Annotated in this window: 15 protein-coding genes; 3 read left to right on the forward strand and 12 right to left on the reverse strand. The window is 48.3% G+C overall.

Going from position 1 to position 17,648, the window contains the following annotated elements:
* Positions 1-340: 340 nt before the first annotated feature.
* The gene (locus ACXX53_RS03425; protein WP_458567189.1) at positions 341-1,231 is read left to right on the forward strand and encodes an NAD(P)-dependent oxidoreductase; all 891 of its coding nucleotides are present in this window, start codon (positions 341-343) and stop codon (positions 1,229-1,231) included.
* A gap of 96 nt (positions 1,232-1,327) precedes the next feature.
* Here ACXX53_RS03425 and tkt read toward each other — a convergent pair whose 3' ends face one another.
* The 8 genes from tkt to ACXX53_RS03465 all read right to left on the reverse strand — a co-directional run bounded on the left by tkt (position 1,328) and on the right by ACXX53_RS03465 (position 10,347).
* Positions 1,328-3,349, reverse strand: coding sequence for a transketolase (gene tkt, locus ACXX53_RS03430; protein ID WP_458567190.1), 2,022 nt, complete (start codon positions 3,347-3,349; stop codon positions 1,328-1,330).
* A 225-nt stretch (positions 3,350-3,574) separates the two neighbouring features.
* Positions 3,575-4,804, reverse strand: a complete 1,230-nt coding sequence (locus ACXX53_RS03435; protein WP_458567191.1) for a sensor histidine kinase — start codon at positions 4,802-4,804, stop codon at positions 3,575-3,577.
* Between the two features lie 12 nt (positions 4,805-4,816).
* Complete coding sequence (locus ACXX53_RS03440; RefSeq protein ID WP_458567192.1) at positions 4,817-5,515, reverse strand: response regulator transcription factor; 699 nt, start codon at positions 5,513-5,515, stop codon at positions 4,817-4,819.
* Positions 5,516-5,651: 136 nt separating this feature from the next.
* Positions 5,652-6,146, reverse strand: coding sequence for an acyltransferase family protein (locus ACXX53_RS03445; RefSeq protein ID WP_458567193.1), 495 nt, complete (start codon positions 6,144-6,146; stop codon positions 5,652-5,654).
* Positions 6,143-6,826, reverse strand: a complete 684-nt coding sequence (locus ACXX53_RS03450; protein ID WP_458567194.1) for an acyltransferase family protein — start codon at positions 6,824-6,826, stop codon at positions 6,143-6,145. The genes ACXX53_RS03445 and ACXX53_RS03450 overlap by 4 nt, the downstream gene beginning before the upstream one ends.
* A gap of 33 nt (positions 6,827-6,859) precedes the next feature.
* Positions 6,860-8,038: a polysaccharide deacetylase family protein gene (locus ACXX53_RS03455; RefSeq protein ID WP_458567195.1), complete on the reverse strand. Its 1,179-nt coding sequence runs from the start codon at positions 8,036-8,038 to the stop codon at positions 6,860-6,862.
* 208 nt (positions 8,039-8,246) lie between these two features.
* On the reverse strand, positions 8,247-9,152 hold the full coding sequence (gene purU, locus ACXX53_RS03460; protein ID WP_458567196.1) for a formyltetrahydrofolate deformylase: 906 nt from the start codon (positions 9,150-9,152) through the stop codon (positions 8,247-8,249).
* Between the two features lie 76 nt (positions 9,153-9,228).
* Positions 9,229-10,347: a deoxyribonuclease IV gene (locus ACXX53_RS03465; protein WP_458567197.1), complete on the reverse strand. Its 1,119-nt coding sequence runs from the start codon at positions 10,345-10,347 to the stop codon at positions 9,229-9,231.
* A 123-nt stretch (positions 10,348-10,470) separates the two neighbouring features.
* Between ACXX53_RS03465 and ACXX53_RS03470 the strand changes: the two genes are divergently transcribed.
* Complete coding sequence (locus ACXX53_RS03470; RefSeq protein WP_458567198.1) at positions 10,471-10,944, forward strand: DUF2621 family protein; 474 nt, start codon at positions 10,471-10,473, stop codon at positions 10,942-10,944.
* Positions 10,945-11,036: 92 nt separating this feature from the next.
* Positions 11,037-11,972, forward strand: a complete 936-nt coding sequence (locus ACXX53_RS03475) for a TIGR01777 family oxidoreductase (protein ID WP_458567199.1) — start codon at positions 11,037-11,039, stop codon at positions 11,970-11,972.
* Positions 11,973-12,011: 39 nt separating this feature from the next.
* On the opposite strand, the gene ACXX53_RS03480 is transcribed toward ACXX53_RS03475, so the two are convergent.
* The 4 genes from ACXX53_RS03480 to ACXX53_RS03495 are packed head-to-tail and all read right to left on the reverse strand — an operon-like array spanning position 12,012 to position 17,609.
* The gene (locus tag ACXX53_RS03480) at positions 12,012-13,772 is read right to left on the reverse strand and encodes a DUF6382 domain-containing protein (protein WP_458567200.1); all 1,761 of its coding nucleotides are present in this window, start codon (positions 13,770-13,772) and stop codon (positions 12,012-12,014) included.
* 46 nt (positions 13,773-13,818) lie between these two features.
* The gene (locus ACXX53_RS03485; protein ID WP_458567201.1) at positions 13,819-14,328 is read right to left on the reverse strand and encodes an A24 family peptidase; all 510 of its coding nucleotides are present in this window, start codon (positions 14,326-14,328) and stop codon (positions 13,819-13,821) included.
* Positions 14,329-14,344: 16 nt separating this feature from the next.
* Positions 14,345-15,388, reverse strand: coding sequence for a TadE/TadG family type IV pilus assembly protein (locus ACXX53_RS03490; RefSeq protein ID WP_458567202.1), 1,044 nt, complete (start codon positions 15,386-15,388; stop codon positions 14,345-14,347).
* Positions 15,345-17,609 (reverse strand): acyl-CoA cholesterol acyltransferase, encoded by a 2,265-nt coding sequence (locus ACXX53_RS03495; RefSeq protein WP_458567203.1) that lies wholly within the window; start codon positions 17,607-17,609, stop codon positions 15,345-15,347. The genes ACXX53_RS03490 and ACXX53_RS03495 overlap by 44 nt, the downstream gene beginning before the upstream one ends.
* Between the last annotated feature and the right edge of the window lie 39 nt (positions 17,610-17,648).

The following is a 17,648-nucleotide window of genomic DNA, read 5'->3' on the forward strand; positions in this document are numbered from 1 at the left end:
GTGCTGTGATACATGGAAATGGTTTACTTTTCCACTTTAATCCATGAAAATAGTTATAAACTTAGGATACTGGATTTCACTAGTAAAAACAAGCGAACCCCCTGCTTGAAAGGGGTTACACGGCAAAACTAATTTGTTGAACTCGATAAAAATTCCATATAAATGCGCTATCACCTCCACTTTCCACCATAAGTTTTGACATCTCTTATGATTCCACTACATCAGAACCTTATCCCAATCATTGCCTGCGTTGGTGGATGTAATTATGCTACAATAAGCGATGTAAACAAGCTCTTTATATGTCTAACATGCACGATATCATACAAGAGGTGAACCCGATATGAAGAAAGTAGCATTACTTGGACTAGGAACGATGGGCTATCCGATGGCTCTCAATTTGTTAACTAAAGGATTCGAGCTTACGGTTTATAACCGCACTGCTGCTAAAGGAGAGCCGCTTGCTGCGCAAGGCGCGAAGCTGGTTCATACTCCCGGCGAGGCTGCTGCCTCCGTTGATGTCGTGATCACAATGGTGAGCGATGATCATTCCATCCATTGCATATATGATGGTGAAGACGGTATTCTCGCAGCTCTGAAGCCTGGTACGATCGTCATCGACAGCAGTACGATCTCGCCTTCGCTGGCGAAGAAGCTGGCAGAGGATTGCGCGGCTCGCGGCGCCAAGTTCCTTGATGCTCCCGTAACCGGAAGCAAGCCTGCCGCAGAAGCCGGCACACTGCTCTTCATGGTTGGCGGCGAAGCTGAGGTGCTCGAAGCAGCCATGCCAGTATTCAAAGCGATGGGCACACGCATCGTGCATATGGGAGCGAACGGCAGCGGCGCAATAACAAAGCTCGCGCACAATACGATTGTCGGCATTAATAATATTGCGCTGGCGGAAGGCTTCTCCATCGTTTCCAAGGCGGATGTTAACCCAACCGCATTCCTCGAGGTTGTGCAAAATGGCAGCGCAGGCAGCAAAGCAGCCGATCTGAAAGGCCAGAAGATTATTGACGGCAACTTCGACAATCAGTTCTCGCTCCAATTGATGCTGAAGGACTTGAAGCTCGCTTCCGTGCTGACCGATTCCATGCAGCTGCCAACACCGCTGCTCGAGCAGGCTAAGAGCACGTTCCAGATGGGACAGACCCAAGGCTACGGTCCAGAGGATCTATGCTCTGTGGTCAAGATCTACGAGCAGTGGATCGGACATGCTATCCAACCAAAGTAAGCAGACATAAGGGCACTTTGTATAAATTGATGCAACAAAGCCCGCTGCAGCTATACAGCTGAACAGCGGGCTTTGTTATGTCTTGATGCGTTTATATTAGAGCAGCGCTTTAACGCGCTTCACTACATTCTCAACGGTGAATCCGTATTCGCTCATAACGCGATCTCCAGGCGCCGATGCACCGAATGTGGAAATGCCGAGCACGCTGCCTTGGTCGCCGACATAGCGATCCCAGCCGAACGGATGCGCCATTTCAATCGCGAGACGCGCCTTCACATCTGGAAGGAGCACAGAATCCTTATAATCCTGCGGCTGCTTATCGAACAGATCCCAGCTCGGCATGCTGATGACGCGAACATGGATGCCTTCTTCAGCCAGCGCCGCTTGCGCGCGGACAGCGAGCTGTACTTCGGAGCCAGTAGCGATCAGCTGTGCTTGAGGCTTGCCGTTCTGCGCTTCGGACACCACATAAGCGCCGCGAGCTATGCCCTCGCGAGCATGCTCTTGCGAAGCAGCAAGGATCGGCAGGTTCTGACGTGTCAGAACGAGCACGACAGGATTGTTCTTGTTCTGCATCGCATAGGCCCATGCAGCGGAAGTTTCATTGCCGTCCGCTGGACGAATGACGGTCACGTTCGGAATGATCCGCACAGATGCCAATTGCTCGATCGGCTCATGCGTAGGACCGTCCTCACCGACAGCGATGCTGTCATGTGTCAGCACATACGTGACAGGCAGACCTTGAATAGCGGACAAGCGCACTGCTGGACGCAAGTAATCGGTAAACACGAAGAACGTTCCGCCAAATACCTTCACGCCGCCGTGCAGCATCATGCCGTTCATCGCTGCAGCCATCGCGAACTCGCGCACGCCGAAGTAAATGTTGCGGCCGTCGTATTGACCTGGCTGGAAGTTCGTCAAGCCGTTCATGTGAGTCATCGTCGAGCTCTCGAGGTCAGCGGATCCGCCTGTTAAGAACGGAATATGCTTCGCCAAGCCATTCAGAGCGTTACCGGAAGCAACACGTGTCGATAGAGCTTTATCCTCGACAGAATACGACGGCAACGATGCATCCCAATCTGCAGGCAGATTGCCGCTGACAGCTGTCTTGAACTGCTCAGCCAGCACTGGGTACGCCACTGTGTATTGAGCCACCATCGCATCCCAAGCTTTATTAGCTTCGATACCCTTTTGCTTCGCGTTCTGCTCGAAATGAGCATATACTTCATCCGGTACATGGAAGTCAGCTTCGAATGTCCACTTGTAGTTTTCTTTCGTCAGCTTTGCTTCTTCTGAACCAAGCGGAGAACCGTGAGTACCGCCATGTCCGCCCTTGCCTTGCTTGTTCGGGCTGCCGTAGCCGATAACCGTCTTCACTTCGATCAAAGTTGGCTTGTTCGACTCAGCCTTCCCTGCTTCAACCGCTGCTGCGATCGCAGCCAAGTCGTTGCCGTCTTCAACCAACAGCGTATGCCATCCATATGCGTCAAAGCGCTGGCGTACATTCTCGCTAAAAGACAGGTTTGCTTCACCGTCAAGCGTGATATCGTTAGAATCATAGAGGACGATCATCTTGCCCAGCTTCATGTGGGCAGCCATAGAAGCAGCTTCATGAGATACGCCTTCCATCAGGTCGCCATCACCGCAGATAACAAATGTATGATGATCAATTACATTAAAGCCTTCACGATTATATGTAGCTCCCATTTGAGCTTCTGCCATAGCCATACCTACCGCCATTGCAATACCTTGTCCAAGCGGTCCTGTAGTGGCATCAACACCGGCTGTATGTCCGAATTCCGGATGACCAGGCGTCTTGCTTCCCCATTGACGGAACTGCTTAATCTCTTCCATTGGTAGGTCATAGCCGCTAAGATGCAGCAAGCTATAGAGAAGCATGGAGCCATGACCAGCAGACAATACGAAACGATCGCGATTGATCCATGTCGGATTAACCGGGTTGTGCGTCATTTCCTTTGCAAATAAATGATAACCCATCGGTGCCGCTCCCATTGGCATGCCCGGATGGCCGGATTTCGCTTTCTCGATTGCATCAATTGCCAGCGTCCGAATAGTAGCAATGGACAAGGAATCAATATTAGAAGATGTTACAGTCATTGATGATTTCCTCCCTCTCTAGTCGCTGGAGGCAGACTCGTTCAAGACAGTCTACTCGAGCTTGTTTATGTCATTTTGCATTATTGTACCACTAGTTATACAGGAGCGCTACTTGACTATATGCGAATTTCTCTGAATAATCACGATGCAGACGGTTCACTCGGTATCTTCCTCACTTTAACGCGTAACATCGAGCTTAGACCATGGGTTTCGCTATCATCGCTATCATCGTTTCAACGGCAAGCTCGTCTCAAATGTAGTGTGTCGCTGATTGCTATACACGGTTATCTGTCCGCCAAGAGCTTGAATGATACTTTTCGTAATCGCAAGTCCAAGTCCGGTTCCGCCCGTCGTCACCTGCCGCGACGAATCTACTCGGTAGAAGCGGTCGAATACATAAGGTATATCCCGTACCGGAATAGGCGGACCATAGTTCGTCACCTTCACGGTCGCTCGATCTGCGTCTGCCTCTAGATAGATATCGATAATCTTACCAACATGTCCATATCGAACAGCGTTGGACATTAGATTGCTGAAGGCGCGAACGAGCTGATCTCCGTCTACAATCACTTTGACAGGTTCATCAGGTGCATGAATGCGGCACGTCATATCCGCTTCTTCCAGCACCGGAACGAATTCATCCGCTAATTGCTGCATGAAGTCTACCAAGTCAAGCTCAGCAAGCATAAGCGGCATACCGTTATTTATTCTCGTATATTCAAATAAATCATCGATCAGCTTCTTCAAGCGCAATGATTTCTCATAGGCGATGTTCACATAATAGCGAAGCTCTACCTCGTCTTGATAACGATCCTTCTCGATCAATTCCAGAAAGCCTAGAATAGACGTCAACGGCGTGCGCAGATCATGCGACACACCGGTAATCAAGTCATTCTTTGTCTTCTCTGCATTGCGTTCTTCCTCAATCGATCGACTTAGCTGCGCACTCATCTTATTGATATGGTCTGCGACTTCTCCCAACTCACTAAGCTCCCGAACTGGGATCGTATGTTCGAAGTTTCCAGTCGCAATCTCCTGTAAGCCCTGCTTAATCTCGAGCATATAGCTGTTCAGCTCCGCTACCGCCTCGTTCACCTGCTGGGCAAGCGCGCCAAGCTCATGGGAAGACTTAGAAGACACATTTGACAGCATACGTCCTGATGCCAGTTCTTGAACAACCTGTTCGATCCTATGAATATAACGGACCATCGGCAGACTTAACCAATAGAAGCTGGCAGTGAATACGATGGTTCCGAAGATAATCATAATTGCGGTTGAACCAATATTGTTAATTATCCAATGCATTGGCGTCGTGAATGCTGGAATACCTGTCAATAATAATCTCGCAGCTATTATATTCCCGAGCAGCAATACTAGGGCTGTTATAGCCAGACTGCCAATAAATGCCGCTAGAAACTTCCATCTTATACTAAAACTCCATTTATTCGAATTCATCTATTGCTCTCCTTAGGAAGATTCGAGCTTATAGCCGATTCCCCACACCGTCTTAATGAATCTCGGATTCTGGCTATCCCTCTCAATCTTCTCCCGAAGCTTGCGAATATGTACCATCACCGTATTTTTCGATTCCATAAACGGCTCATTCCATACTTCCTCATAGATGCGATCCATGCTTAACACGATACCTTTATTCTCAGCAAGCAGCTTCAATATAGCAAACTCTCTCGGCGTCAGCTTCACTTCTTTCTCATCTACCATAACCTTATGCGTGCTAAAATTGATAATCAGATCATCAATCTGGACTTCATTCTCTTTAAGCGGAGCTGCAGAATTGAATTGCATATATCTGCGCAGATGTGACTTCACTCTCGCCACAAGCACCAGCGGGTTAAACGGCTTCGTCACATAATCGTCCGCACCGATGCTTAGTCCTGCGATCTTATCAATATCCTGACTCTTTGCAGATAGCATGATGATTGGGATATTGTTCTGCTCCCTGATCTTCATGCAGGCCTGAATACCATCCATCTCAGGCATCATTACATCTAATATGATGAGATCAACAGAATGAGCTTGCAGCTGCTTCAGCGCTTCCAAGCCGTTCGCGGCTCTGAGTAGCTGATAGCCTTCATTTTTCAGATAGATCTCGATCAGCTCTACAATCTCTTTCTCATCATCCACCAGCAGTATTGTTTCCCTTGACATGAGGCATACTCCTTTGACCTATTCTGTTCCAACCACCAAGCATCATGGGAAATAAACCCACGATCACAATACCCTCATCATATCATCCGATGGCTGGTATGTCTTGGTCAAAAGAGCTCATCACACCTATAAAAGCTTACAAATGTCGGCCATCTGTTGCTTGATTCGAAATAGAGCTGTGGTGCTGATGGACTGAAGGACGCTTCGCGTTCGAGCCAAAGAAGATCCAGGACATTGGGAGCCTCCTGGATAAGTAGGCAACGATGAGCCACGTTAGCCCTAAAGCCACTGCGAAGCCGCCCGCGATCCAGAGCGGATACAGCCATGGTGAGCCCCCGTGCCAAGGAAGCTTGCGATAGATAAACAACAGCACCGGATGCAGCAGGTAGACTCCAAATGATACTTCCCCAAGGTTATGCATCAGCTTGACCCATATCTCCTTACCGCGGCGATGAATAAGAGATGAGGCCTGAAATAGCACGAGACAAGACAGCAAGCTCTGCAGCTTAAACAAGGCTTCATAGATAAGCGTGTTCATGACGAGCATCTCCAAATGAGTCATATACCACGCCTGAACATGTGTTAGAGTAACGACTGCCCAACCTATCCACAGCAGCCTATTCCATTTCATGTATCGACGGTCGGCAGCAGGATTGAACAAAGATTCGAGCCAAGCTCTACATCTCTCCCAATGGATCCCGAGGAAGCACCGAGCATCCAGATGCTCATATAAGAGAGAAAGATGCTTCCCGTTCGAGGAAGCTGCCATTCATATTTATTCAGCAGAACGAAAGCCCACTGCAGCAGCAGCCCGATCCAGATGCTGTATTTCACAAACGTCCGTGAACGAGAGAGCAGTAGATGAATTGGAAACAGCAAATAGAATTGTACGATGATGACAATGTAATATAAATGCGTGTAAGCAGTTCCTGTGAGCAATTCTTCCCCAAGCAGACGAAGCTGGGCCCAGCTCAGGCCGAAGTCGCCGCGAATAGTTTGGACGAGTACGAAGTAGCAGAGCGAGGCCATGAAGTACGGAACCAGTATGTATTTCAAGCGCTTATAGTAGAAGGACATGATCTGTGCAGGCTTTAGCCCTCTATGAGCATAATTATAAAATAGTACAAATGCGGTTAAGCAAATGAAGGACGGAACGGCAAACTTCGCAGCGATGTTGAGAAACACATAGATGTAATATAGATCAGAGGTCTTTGCGGCAGCAACCGGCTGGGACGTAGAATGAATGAGTATAACTGCCATAATCGCCATTGCTCGATAGATCGATAAAAAGTCAACTTTCTCTTTTTCCATTAAATAAACAGCTCCATCCATCATTAACCTTACTTACACTTTTTTCATGAGATGAACGGTCTTCGTGTCTTTGTCCCATTGCACGTCGATATCGAACATCCTGCTGAGCTCTCCCAGCGGATACATCATCGTACCCTTGATCTTGCACGGCTGCGCTTCAACGAAACGGATATCCTTGCCATCCATCTGAATGCGAACCATTTCTTTGTTGTCTTCATTTCCATGCAAGGCCGCTACCAGTTGCTCTGGCGTCTTCTCCATCGTCCCCATGTTGAAGCGAAATGCATTGTGATCCGCTCTAGTCGTCATGCCTGCTCGAATCGTAAATGACAGCTTGATCTCCAGTTCATTTAACACATCAAACACATCTTTATTGGATACGCCATAAGGGAAAGCGATGATGCCCATCGTGTTGCCCAGCTCTTCGTGCAAGCGCTGCTCTGCGGTGCTCAGATCAAGCCTCACGCGCTTCAAGTATTCATCCTTTGTCTCGACACGCTTCTCATCAGGAAGATACAGTTCCCCAGACAGCATCGCTGCTTTCTTGCCCTTCTTATTGATCTCCTTATACTGATGTGAATTATAGGTATGGCTGTAGAAGCTCATGCCGGCTTGCTTCATTTCTCTCATCTGATCCCAGGTCATCTTCTTGATTCCTGTCTGCTGATCAATAGCAGATACGATCACAAAGTTGGTTGCAGGATACCCATACTCCTTCAGAATCGGAAAAGCGTACGTATAGAAGCTCTCATATCCATCATCAAATGTAATCATCACTGCGTTATCCGGAACTTCCGCCCCTTCCGTCATGTAGCTGACATACTCCTCCATACTGATGACATGAAATCCCTTGGTGCGAAGCAATTCCATTTGCTGCTTGAATGAATCGACAGACAGCACTCCTTTGGCTGTTGGCTCCAGCTCCAGATGATGATACATGAGCACTGCGACTTGATCCTTGTAATATGTGTTCTCTTCAAGCTGCGCGATCGAAGTCTTAACCTCGAGACCAAGCTCCTGCTCAATAAACTCTTCCGATACCATGAGAAGATTATGATGAAGCTGTATTGTATCTGGATCTTTCGGAAGTACAGTTCCATTTACAGAGACGGTTATGTCTTTCGGAATGATTTGTACACAGCCTTGCAGCAACAGGACGCAAATCACACAAATGAGCAGCTTCTTTATGTTCTGAATCCGATATTTCATCATACGTAACTTCCTCCTCAGTTTGGCTTACATGCCTTATGAGGAGATTATAATCGGGCGTTCTTAACAATTAAGGCACCATTTGTTTAGCAAATGCTTATGTATATCTGAATTAAATCGAAGGGCGAGTTAAGAGAATGTTAAGATTTAATAAAAAAAACCTCTGCAACCGCGCCTTCACACGATGTACAGAGGTTCATTTATCCACGTATTAGTTAAATACGACCGTCTTGTTCTGATGCACCAAGACACGATCTTCAACATGCCAGTGTACTGCACGCGACAGCACTTCGCGCTCGATCGTCCGACCGATTCGCTTCAGCTCGTTAACATCAGCGCGATGCGTAACGCGACCGACGTCCTGCTCGATAATCGGACCGCCGTCAAGCTCTTCCGTTACGTAATGCGCCGTCGCTCCAATAAGCTTCACCCCGCGATTATAGGCTTGATGATACGGCTTGCCGCCAACGAATGCCGGCAGGAAGGAGTGGTGGATGTTAATGATCTGGTTGCGATACTGCTCAATGAATCGCGGCGAAATAATCTGCATATACCGAGCAAGTATAATCACATCCGCGTGCCCTGCCACCAGCTCGACCTGACGGCGTTCTGCTTCCGCCTTCGTATCAGCCGTGACGGGAACATGATGATATGGAATGCCGAATGATTCGACGTATTCACGCATATCATTGTGATTGCTGACGACCATCGCAATATCAGCGTCCAGATCGCCTGATTGCCACTGCCACATGAGCTCAAGCAGACAATGGTCTTCCTTCGACACGAAGATAGCTAAACGCTTCTTCTTGCTGACTCGAGCAATACGCCATGTCATCTCAAACGATTCAGCAATGCTGGCGAAGTCCTGCCTCACTTGCGGCAATCTTTCATGAAGCTGCTCCAGATCGAACTCAATGCGCATAAAGAACATGCCGCCGTCTGGATCCATTGTATATTGATCGGATTGTACAATATTCGCTCCATTTTCATATAAGAAGCGTGATACTGCAGCAACAATTCCAGCCCGATCGGGACATGAAATGAGCATGCGTGCTCTGTTGATTGACGCGCGATCGGCTTCCTGCCGAGCCTGTGCCATAGTATGTTGGTGTGTCATAGTAGTATCCTCCACTCCCTAATATCTCTCTATATCGATCAGAAGCGAGTATAAAGCTTACATCGCAGGTTCTGATCTATCGGATGTCTTTACCGGCAAACCATGCGATAAGCCGTTGATTAATTTGATCTTCTCTCAGATCCGGCAGCACTTGCGCTCCAATGATTTGGTCATAAAGGCGCTCCAACGGCTCACGCGGATCAGCCTTCTTAGCCTTGGCATCATTCTTCAATACATTCCATGTATCCAAGACGTAATCACGGCGATCTACGTTTTCACCAGCGAAGAAATGCTCCAGACGTTCTACATCTTCCAAGAAACCTTCACCGAAGCGTCCCTTTACGTCACCACGAAGCAATGCGATTTCGATCTCATACATCGGGAACTGCTTCTTGGCATCCTTCCCAATCCAAGGTGTTTCCAGAATAAACGGTCTTCCCTGCAGCGCTTCGTGGTTCACGACCCCGCGAATACCGTTGTAGCCAATATATCCGGAGCCTACAGGAGTGTGTCGGTCTTTGCCTGCTCCAGTAGGGTTTTTGCTGTCATTGAGATGCACAACCGCTATTCGATCCAGGCCGACTACACGGTCAAACTGTTCAAGCACGCCATCCAGGTTGTTTACGATATCATATCCAGCATCGTGAATATGACAAGTATCCATGCACACGGATAGACGATTGTTCAATTCCACCTTGTCTATAATAGAGGCAATCTCTTCAAAGCTGCGGCCGATCTCCGTGCCTTTGCCTGCCATCGTCTCCAGCGCAATGCTGACATCTGTATCATTCGTGTTGCTGAGGACCTCATTCAATCCTTCTGCGATCCGATTAATACCGAACTCTGCATCTTTATCCGTATACGCGCCTGGATGCAGCACGATCTGCTTCACGCCGATGTAATGGGTACGGCGAATCTCTTCCTGCAGGAAGTTCACCGCCAACTCAAACGTGTCAGGCTTGTACGATCCCAGATTAATGATGTATGGCGCATGCACGACGATCTCATCGATGCCCTGCTCTGCCATCAATTGCTTGCCTTCTTCGATAAATAACGTATCTATTGGTTTACGGCGAGTGTTCTGCGGCGCCCCGGTATATATCATAAATGTGCTGGATCCGTAGGTTGCGGCTTCTTTCGCGGCTGTTACCAATCCTTTGTCTGAGAACGAGACATGTGATCCGATTTTTAGCATAATACAACTCCTTCAGGTTAATTCTCCTTATTTTACAGGTAATATCGAAATAAATCTAGGAATGAGGTATAATTTGTTATAGACACGCTAGAAAATTAAGGTAATTATGCTGAGGTGATCGAGATGAATCTAGGTCTAAACCTTTTTCCACTTGCTGACAGTTCTCCTCCGAACTGGTTTATGAATTCCATCGCCGTATGGACTTTCATCATGCTCGGTTTCATGAGCATCGGTGGATACTTTATGTTTCGCAAATTTTTAAAGGTACTGCCTAAGAAAGACGGCATGTCCAAGCTTGACTGGCAGAACTATTGGGTAGATCGGAGCCGCCCGCTGTGGACGCAAGATTCCAAGGACTTCTTACAGATTCTGGTCAACCCTGTTCCTAAAGCTTTTCGAGATATTGCTAAGCATTCGATCGCAGCCCAGATTGGACAGATCGCTGTAGAAAGCGGTTCCAACGAGGTCACGCGTGAGCACTGCATCGAAGGATATATCAAAGCTACACCTCGTACAGATCATGCCTTTCTTATAAAACACTTGAAGCGGAATCAAATTGACTACTCACCATACGCGCACCTGCTGAACACAGATTAATGATCGCCATCCGTTATTCCCCTCATAGCTGCACCTTCCCATCATTTGAGCAGGGGTGTCGGGTTTGAATAAGTTATCAGGGAGGAATCTGGATGAAGATGCTTATATGCGGAGGTACAGGATTAGTAGGACATTCGCTTGCGCACTTTTGGCTTAACGAAGGTCATGAAGTGGTCATCGTGACACGTTCCAAGAGTGCGCCGAGACGGGATTTCCCGAACAAGCAGCCGTTATATGCAAGCTGGGCAGATCTAAGAGCCAACACGGGTCCGTGTAAAAATATTGACGTTGTCGTTAATCTCGCTGGAGAAACCATCAATCAGCGATGGACGGAATCCGCACGAAATCGCATCACAGCATCTCGTGTTGTGCCTGCCAGACGGCTTCAGGATTGGGCTAGTTCTCAGAATAAGAAGCTGCCGCTATTTATTAGCGCTTCCGGCATTTCGATTTACGGCACTTCTTATACTGGTGTATTTGACGAATCCAGCGCTGCGGAAGGCGAAGACTTCCTATCCCATGTAGTCAAGCAATGGGAAGAGAGTGCTGATCTCATTCCAGCAGAACGGCATATTAAGCTTCGCATCGCACCCGTGTTAACCAACACAGCTGGAGCATTTCCGCCCATGCTGCTGCCCTTCAAGCTGTTCTTCGGGGGGCCCATCGGCAGCGGCAAGCAGCCCTTCTCTTGGATTCATATCGATGACTTGGTGCGCATGATCGACTTTATTGTCATGGATTCTACGATCGATGGCATTGTGAATGCTTCATCCCCAGAGACGGTCACAAATGAACAATTTGGCCGTACTCTCGGTAAGGTTTACAACCGCCCTTTCTGGTTTCGAGTTCCAGCTTGGGTGCTTAAGATCGTATTTGGTGAAATGTCCACCCTATTGCTAGAGGGACAACGCGTTTATCCCGCCAAGGCGCTGGAACATGGCTTCACATTCCAATATGGTACAGTTGAGAACGCTCTGCGCGCTCTCCGTCATGACCGAATAGCAAAGAAAGAGGCACCCGTCCTTTAAGGCGGCGCCTCTTTCTTTGCTATTCAGCTTGAGTACCGTTCACTCCATCAAAGAGAAGCGATACTCCGTCTGGGCTAGCTTTAAGATATCCCCAGTCTGCAAAGCCGCTTTCTTGTATGGAATAAGAAGCTCGCCTTGCAGCTCTGTACCGTTCTTCGAACCAAGGTCCTGCACCCAATACTGTCCTTCCTCATGTCGAATCTCGCAATGCAGCTTAGATATGCCCGGCTCTAGTATGGACAGGTGAACCCCATTTTCCGCTCGACCAATAATGCAGGGATTATTTACGATATCATAGCACTCCATTGATCTTGAACCGCCTATACGTTCCAAGACCGGGCGAGTATGTCTTGCGGCTGAAGCATTTCCATCAAGCAGTGTAGTCATATCTTGACCTCCTGCGTTAAGCATCGTCGTATGATCCGTAAGTTGATCATAATACCCATCAACACTGTTCCGATTGAAAGAATAATGATCTGCAGCAGCAACTGCGACCTCAGCTTCTATCATGCCTGAGTTATGCATGTATGAAATGCGAGCGCGCTCCTCTCTCTCCGGAAATGGAACGGACTGAATAGGACTTGAATGTTCGATTGGTGAGGTGGATGGTCTTCTGCTTTGAGCGGAAGCTGTCTGCTTATTTGCATAAGACTCTGAGTAACGCCATGTGGTCGGCGGATCGGGAGAGGCTTCTGTGATGGATGAGGGGGGCTCCGTTCTATTGTGCGAATTATTCTTCATATGCTGAACCCATTGAAGGATCAAGCCTCTGTACCATGCATAGCCGCATACGATGCCAATAACGGTAAACAAGATGCTGACCGCTAGCCCCAGCATCCCCTGACTTCGACCGTATCCAAGCTTCCAGCCGAACGCAGCAATAAGGATCGCTGCGCCAACTGAAATAATCCACGATTGAGGTTGAGATTGGGATGGTGAGCGGGAATGCGAGTGCAGCCTGCTGTATTCATGATCTGATTCAACTTCTTCATCACGGTTATGATCATATGAAGCGTCACTCTCCCCCCATGCCGTTTCCCTCAGCCAATCCCTTTCGCTAGCAGCCCGCGCGTCTTTGCGCGATTGCGAGGGATGAACTTGATTATCTGACATCGTCTCTACCATTGATCCATGCGATGAAATCAAATAATCATTTCCAGAATGAGCATGGGGTGCTGCCGCAGCCGCTGACACATCGATTCCTCCATACTGCTTGGCAGTCTGTTGAGGAACAATTAGAGCTTGCACATACTGTCTCAGCTCAGTAAAGGAGGCATCCTCACGGTAAAGCATACGAATCAGACCTTGAAATCCATCGCTCTTCCAATCCTTCACATCGCTCGATAAACGAATCGCAATCCGCTGTAGATTCTTGATCACAGCTCGCGGATGCAAAGAATCCAACGTCGGGATATAAGGTATGTATAAAGTGCCCTCGCTTATTCCACCTTCAATAAACAGCACATCCTCATGAATAAGAAGCTGATTGGGCTGCATCATGTAATTCTGGCAATCTTCAACTGTACGTATTAACTGTAGAAGCCATTCATAATATTGAAGCTCAGTGACCGTTTCTACTGCGAGAAGCGGCATGAGAAGCCGTTTACCGCTTAAGTCGTAATAGAACACAGCTTCCTCATTTATAATACTGACATCCAGCTTCAGCAGATGCGGGACGGCATGCTGCTGAAGCATGCGAATCGGATGGGGGTCCAAATGTTCTGCTTGTACAGCTTCATCGCGATAGAGCTTCAGCTTCAGCTTACCATCATGAATATAATCAGCACGGTATCCGTGCATCTGGTCTCCTCCTTCATTCGACAGATGCTTCTCCTTATCATATGAATCAAACCGAATAATTTGAGAAATAAACAAATACCGCGGCGGGAACGACAGCGATCATGAAAGGAAATGTAGAGGGCTTGTGCAAGATCAATCGAAATGCGGTAATGGACTTTGAACCAGCCAGCAAGCAAACGGATTGCAGGAAGCGGCGTCCAAACGAACGGTAGTGAAATAATAATAATCCGCCTGCGATTATTCCTCCCAGCAGGATGCTCCCTATCAGGGTCTGCCACACGTAATGACTGCCCATCCAACCCCCAAGCGCGGCAAACAGCTTGACATCTCCTCCGCCGATCGCTCTCAAGAGATATAATATAAACGTCGGTACGAAACCCACCAGCATCCCCTGTGAGCTGTAGACTAAGCCTTCCCAACCATTCAATATCGTATGGAGAAGCAATCCTGCCCCCAGCGCCGAGACGGTTAAGAGATTAGGAATTGTCTTCGTGCGTATATCAGTAACTAAAGCCGCAAGGAGCAGCGCTGCTCCAGCACCTTCGGTCAGTAGCATTTCATATGCCTCCTCATTATCGCTTATAATCATCATCACTATGAGCTCCAACGCCGTCTCCAACCATAAAATGGCGGTCTACAGAGCGGCCATCCTCGGCGATGACCTCTAGTCGCCATAATCCTTCTGTCGTATGGCCCGATACTACCCATTCCCAGGAAACGAAACCTTCACTGTCTGTCATCTTCCACACTAAGCCTTGGGCTACACTTTCGCCGCTCTTGTAATACACCTTGAGCTTTAGCATTTCGTTCGGAGCGCCCTTAGCGACCAACCTCGCTTTACCCCAAGGCTTCAACGGCTTAGGCTCAATGCTAATAATCTCTAATGGCGGCTTCTCTGTTACGGTTCCGCCATCATTTCCGCTCGCAGCAGGACCATCACCTACCCAGACTCGCTCGGACGCCCTTGCCGTAAGTGTTATCGTAGTCATCAATAGCGGGACTCTCATAGGAAGATCATACTCTACCTGCAGCGCGATATAGGGGTCGCGCTTCTCTATAAGATCAGGCAGCTTCAGGTGAGTTAAGCGAATTCGATCTGACTGCAGCACCTGCTTCACACCGTACCTATCCAATAACGGCTGGAATACATACTGACCCGCAGCCGCTTGCGCCTGCTCACCTGCAGATTCCGCTGCTCCTCCAGCCCATTTTCCAGCGTCAACAATCCAATCGGACGCGGGCGAAGGCAGCGTCTTCGCAAACTCTTGGGTGAATTGCTCTACTGTAAGCCTCATCCATTGAGCCGGCGGCTTAGACATTGCAGATCCCACAGTTCCTGATGGATCATCAGATTGGAACTTCATCGCAGCCAGCGATACAGGGTACATATGCGCTGCCACCTGTCTTACGGTTTGCGTCGCTGCGGATTGCAGTGCTGTCGATATGACAGCCGCTTGAATGAGATAAACGAAGAATACGAACAGCAGCATAATCAATGGGAGAAGGACCGCGGCTTCCAATACAATACTGCCTTCGACCGAGCGAATGATAGGCAGCCTACTTGTCCTGATTCTAGTATGAATACGCTGATAGCTGATCGACTTCATAGTATCCATTTCTCACCTTTCCCCCTAACAATCCGGCATGGCCAAGCGCTGTCATCACTCCTGGCAGAAACCACAGCTTCATACGAGCCTTCATCTGAATTTGTGCATACGTCCCTCGTTCAGCAGGATTAATTCCCGTGTTGTAGTATATAAGGGCAAGCATCCGAAGCGACATTTCTTGTTTATCCCCGTGCATCATCATAAAGAGACGCAAGAAGTCGCTGTATGATAACGTAATGCTGGAAACGTATTTGGATAACGGGACAGTATTCGTTGTAACGAGATCAATCAGATCCTTCGCAGCCATCGTTAATCCATATACGATAGCCGCAGCAAGGATGACTAGCGGATGAACTAGACCCGCGTATTCCACGAACCCTTCCATCGTACGAATCGCCAGCCTCATCGCAAATATCTCGCCATATGCTGCCGCAATATTGCCCGCGGGATTCTGGAATCCGTACATGATATACTCCAGCTCTTGGTTGCTGATATCGAGAGCTGAGGCTAACTCTTGTGAAGGTGATCCTGTCTGAAAGAGAGTCTGCAAATGATTCGGATCGAAGCTCGTAAAGTACAAGAATGCGTACTCATTGCGATACATACGGTCTCTGGCATCTGTTGCAAGATCACCAAGCTGGGTGAACAATTCGGTCATTCCCTTCATGGCTTCCGCATTAGCCTCTTCGGCGTCTCCGCTTATAGCAAGCCCATTCTCCCCCCGAGACAATGTGGAATGATTGAAAGCTCGCAGAGCTTCTGCCTTCGAACTAACATCATCAAAATTTTGTTGATGTTCTTGAAGTGCAGTCAGATTCGCTAACATCTCCATTAATCCGCTAAGCTCTCTTAGCTGCTGACGAGCTTCCTGCTCGTACCTGCGCTTCTCGCTATCCGTTTCTGTCAGCTTATCAAGCATCCCCTGCCGTTCTGTCAGAACATTAGCAGGGAGCTGAATATACGCAGCTTCATATCGTCGCCACGCTTGCCACGTCTCCGTGATCGAGCTGGCAGCGCTGGCAATTGATTCGCTGCCGCTTAAGACAGAGCTGACCTTGCTCTTAAACCGCGCCGCGTCTCGCTCGATTATAGTTAAGAGCTGACTCTGCCGTTGAAGCTCTTGATCATATTCATCAAAGAAAGATTCGGGCAGCACAAGCGAATCAATAGAGCCGTTGATGCCTTTAATGACTTCGGTATCAACCGAGTCGTTGACAGTCCCGGGAACCTTAGCGTCAGCCGTATGATCATAGCCTTGGTAAGAGCTCGCACTTTCAGTTCGCGCTTTCTGAATGGCATCCTGCATACGTTTGTTGAACTGTCTCGCTTGTACAACTGCCTGCTCAGCCTTCTCAATGAGCTGCGAATGCTTCATTGCTGCCTGTTGGATCTGCTCGTAATATCGATTGCTGAACATGAAGGCTTCCGTTTCGTATTGAGCAATTTCGAAGGAATATAGCTTCTCTTCGCTTTCAAGCTCAGCGTCATCCCTAATCATACGTCGGTAGTCTTCATACATTCGAACAATATCCGATGCGCTGTTTATACTGCCTGTCGAGATACTGCTCCATAACTGATCCACCTCGCCTATAAGACGAGGGATATCCGCACGGCCTGCGCGGTCTCGCGCTTCCTGCTGCATGCGCAGCGCCTCTTCCAATGCACGGTTGCGCTTATCATAATCCTTCGATATCGTGTTCAACAGATCAGCTGTTTGTGCAGCTTCCTTCATCGGATCAGCGACAGGCTTCATCTTATTAATAAGTTCATAAGTAATCTGAATAGGAGCTTTGTACTTCATATCCTCCAGTACTTGATGTTCAAATTCCTCCAACAATCCAATTGGACGTTCGATGCTTGAGTTATGATTTTCAATCTGCAGATTAATCCACGAGAGACTGTCAGAACTCTTTGGAGTGTGGTCCATCATCACATACTCCGTAATGAGTGCGGGATCAGTCTGCCCGTATGCAAACAGTCCATATTGCTGCTGGAGCTTAGGGTCGTACGCGGAGAGAATAGAGCGTGCAGCAGTTTGCCCTAGTGTTTCTGAGCGAAGCTCCATCGCTGCAATTCGCGCATAGTCAATGAACACGGCCATCATCGTAAAGATGATCATAACGACAAAGATGAGAAAGATTGAAACTGCACCGCGCTCATCTGTTAGACGCTTGACTGATTGCGCTCTAGGAGCTCCCCTGTGAGCGAACCTATGGCTTTCTCGTTTCACATGTATTCCTCCAATTCTCGCCTGCCGAGGAGTTAATCC

The sequence above is a fragment of the Paenibacillus marinisediminis genome, from assembly GCF_054343325.1.